The sequence below is a fragment of the Agromyces binzhouensis genome (assembly GCF_004135055.1).
In the GTDB taxonomy this organism is placed as follows: domain Bacteria; phylum Actinomycetota; class Actinomycetes; order Actinomycetales; family Microbacteriaceae; genus Agromyces; species Agromyces binzhouensis.
Genome location: NZ_SDPL01000342.1, coordinates 1 through 3,477 on the forward strand (window position 1 = coordinate 1; position 3,477 = coordinate 3,477).

Sequence of the window (3,477 nt, forward strand, 5' to 3'; positions counted from 1 at the left end):
GAGCTGGCCGACTGGCTCGCACGGTCGACCGCGGCCGAGCCGGCGGGCCTCGGGCTCAGCCTCGAGGTCCTCGACGGCCGGGTGATCGGCGCGGGCATCGCGAGCACGACCGAGAGCGTGCGGCTCGACTGGGCGGCGGGCGAGCCCGACCTCGCCCCGTTCGAGGCGTGGCTGGCCGGTGCGGATCCGAAGGTGATGACCGACGCCAAGCCGCAGCTCAAGGCCCTGCGCCGCTCGGGCCTCGCGTTCGACGGCCTCGTCGTCGACACGCTGATCGCCGGGTGGCTCGTGCGTCCGAGCCTGGCGGAGAAGGACCTCGTCGATCTCGTCACCCGGTACCTCGGCGAGACCGTTCCGATGGCCGACCCGTCGCAGCTGGTGCCCGACGCCGACAGCACCGCCGGCGCGCCGGAGTTCGCGTGGTACTCGCTGCGCGTCGCGCCGCACGTCCTCGCGGCGCTCTCCGAGGGGTCACGTCGCGTCCTCGCCGACATCGAGATCCCGATCGTCGGCGTCCTCGCCGAGATGGAGCTCCGCGGGGTCACGGTCGAGCACGCGAAGCTCGCGGAGCTGTCGAGCCAGCTCGGGGACCGGGCCGCGGCGCTCGCGCAGTCGGCGTACGACGTGATCGGCCGGGAGGTGAACCTCGGTTCGCCGAAGCAGCTGCAGGAGGTGCTGTTCGACCAGCTCGGCATGCCGAAGACCCGGGCCACCAAGACCGGCTACTCGACCGATGCGGGGGCGCTCGCCGACCTCCAGGAGACGAACCCGCACCCGTTCCTCGGGCTCCTGCTCGAACACCGCGACGCGACGAAGCTCCGTCAGATCGTCGAGACGCTCGACAAGTCGATCCAGTCCGACGGCCGCGTCCACACCAGCTACGTGCAGGTGGGCACCACGACCGGCCGCATCTCGTCGACCGATCCCAACCTCCAGAACATCCCCGTCCGCACCGAGGAGGGCCGGCGCATCCGCGCCGCGTTCACGCACGGTCCGGAGTACGTCGAGCTGCTCACGGCCGACTACTCGCAGATCGAGATGCGGATCATGGCGCACCTCTCGCAGGACCCGGGCCTGATCGAGGCCTTCCACTCCGGAGAGGACCTGCACCGCTTCGTCGGTGCGCGGATCTTCGACGTCGACCCGGCCGACGTCACGCCGGTCATGCGGACCAAGGTCAAGGCCATGTCGTACGGCCTCGCCTACGGACTCAGCGCCTTCGGCCTCTCGAAGCAGCTGCGCATCGATCGCGCCGAGGCGACGCAGCTCATGAAGGACTACTTCGAGCGGTTCGGCGCGGTCCGCGACTACCTCCGCGGCGTCGTCGCGCAGGCCAAGCTCGACGGCTACACCGAGACGATCTTCGGTCGCCGCCGTCCGTTCCCCGACCTCAACAGTCCCAACCGGGTGCTTCGCGAGAACGCCGAGCGTGCGGCGCTCAACGCCCCGATCCAGGGCTCGGCCGCAGACATCATGAAGTTCGCGATGATCGGCGTCGAGGGCGAGCTGCGTGCCCGCGACCTGCGCTCGCGCATGCTCATGCAGGTGCACGACGAGCTCATCTTCGAGGTGGCGGAGGGCGAGGGCGACGAGCTCGAGGCGCTCGTGCACGACCGGATGTCGCATGCGGCCGACCTGCTCGTGCCGCTCGACGTGCAGGTCGGCCGGGGTCGTGACTGGGAGGACGCGGCGCACTGAACGCCCGGGGCTCGACGACCGCGAGTGCCCGGACGCGAGGCCGGCTCACGGCTTCGCGGCCGCAGCGTCCGCTCGTCTAGGCTCGCGGTCATGGTCACCGCAGTCCGCACCCCCACCGCCGTCGATCGCATCGCGGAGGAGTGGGTCGACACGCTCGTCGAGCTGAACCCCACGGTCGGCACGTACATCGGCCGTACCGACGAGGACCACCGGCTCCCCGACTTCTCGCCTGGCGGTCACGACGCGCGCATCGAGGCCGTGCGGACGGCACGAGCCGCGCTGGAGTCGGCGGCGATCGCCGACGACGTCGACCGGATCACGGTCGCCGACCTCGGCGCCGAACTCGGGCTCGAGCTCGAGGCGGACGCCGCCGGCCTGCACCTGCGCGACCTCAACGTCATCGCGAGCCCGGCCCAGGAGATCCGCGAGGTCTTCGACCTCATGCCTCGGACGGCAGACGAGGACTGGGCGCGGATCGCGACGAGGTTGTCGGCGGTCCCCGACGCGATCGAGGGGTACGTCGAGACCTTGCGCCTCGGAATCGAGCGCGGAGTCGTCCCTGCCGTCCGCCAGGTGCGCGAGGTCGCGGTGCAGGCACGCAGGCACGCGCGGCCCGACGGGTTCTTCGCCATGCTCGTCGGCGGGGCCGGCGGGGCCGGCGAGGCCGCGGGGGAGCCGTTGCGGCGCGACCTCGACATCGGAGCCGCGGCCGCGGCATCCGCCTACGGTCGCCTCGCGGAGTTCCTGGAGGGTGAACTCGCCCCGAGGGCGGGCTCGGAGGACGCCGTCGGCCGGGAGGTCTACGCGCTCCGGTCGCGCCACTTCCTCGGTGCGGTCGTCGACCTCGACGAGACGTACGAGTGGGGCATCGAGGAGCTCGCGCGCATGGTCGCGGAGCAGGAGGCCGTCGCGGACGAGATCCTGCCGGGGGCGAGCGTCGAGGAGGCCGTCGCGCACCTCGAAGCGGATCCGGCGCGCAAGCTGGTCGGCACCGAGGCGCTGCAGCGGTGGATGCAGGAGACGAGCGACCGCGCCGTCGCGGAGCTCGGGGCCACCCAGTTCGACATCCCCGAGGAGATCCGCGCACTCGAGTGCCTCATCGCGCCCACGCAGGAGGGCGGCATCTACTACACGGGTCCGAGCGACGACTTCACGCGTCCCGGACGGATGTGGTGGTCGGTCCCGGAGGGCGTCACGGAGTTCGACACCTGGCGCGAGAAGACCACGGTCTACCACGAGGGCGTCCCAGGCCACCACCTCCAGATCGGCCAGGCGGTCGTGAACCGCGGCTCGCTGAACACCTGGCGGCGACAGCTCGCGGGCACGTCGGGGCACGCAGAGGGGTGGGCGCTCTACGCGGAGCGGCTCATGCAGGACCTCGGCTACCTCGACGATCCGGCCGACCGGCTCGGAATGCTCGACGGGCAGCGCATGCGCGCCGCGCGCGTCGTGCTCGACATCGGCGTGCACCTCGGCAAGCAGCGCCCCGACGGCGAAGGGGCCTGGACGGGGGAGTACGCGTTCGACTTCATGGGCCGGAACGTCAACATGCCTCCCGAGTTCGTGCGCTTCGAAGTGCACCGCTACCTGGGCTGGCCCGGGCAGGCGCCGTCGTACAAGGTCGGGCAGCGCATCTGGGAGCGGCTGCGCGATGACGTGCGCCGGCGGGAGGGGGCTGCCTTCGACATCCGCGCGTTCCACCGGCGGGCGCTCTCGCTCGGCGGTGTCGGCCTCGACACGTTGAGGGCGGCGCTGGCGGCCTGAGCGCGCGCGCGTCAA

The 3,477-nt window shown here is 71.8% G+C and carries 2 protein-coding genes; both read left to right on the plus strand.

Features of this window, described 5'->3' with window-relative positions; all coding sequences use genetic code 11:
* On the plus strand, positions 1-1,698 hold a 1,698-nt coding region (locus ESO86_RS13780; protein WP_242492373.1), incomplete at its 5' end, for a DNA polymerase.
* A 90-nt stretch (positions 1,699-1,788) separates the two neighbouring features.
* Positions 1,789-3,462, plus strand: a complete 1,674-nt coding sequence (locus tag ESO86_RS13785; protein WP_129235521.1) for a DUF885 domain-containing protein — start codon at positions 1,789-1,791, stop codon at positions 3,460-3,462.
* The last annotated feature ends 15 nt before the right edge of the window (positions 3,463-3,477 follow it).

Coding starts and splice junctions, on each gene's coding strand:
- ESO86_RS13785 (WP_129235521.1), top strand. CDS start 1,789: ATGGTCACCGCAGTCCGCACCCCCACCGCCGTCGATCGCATCGCGGAG.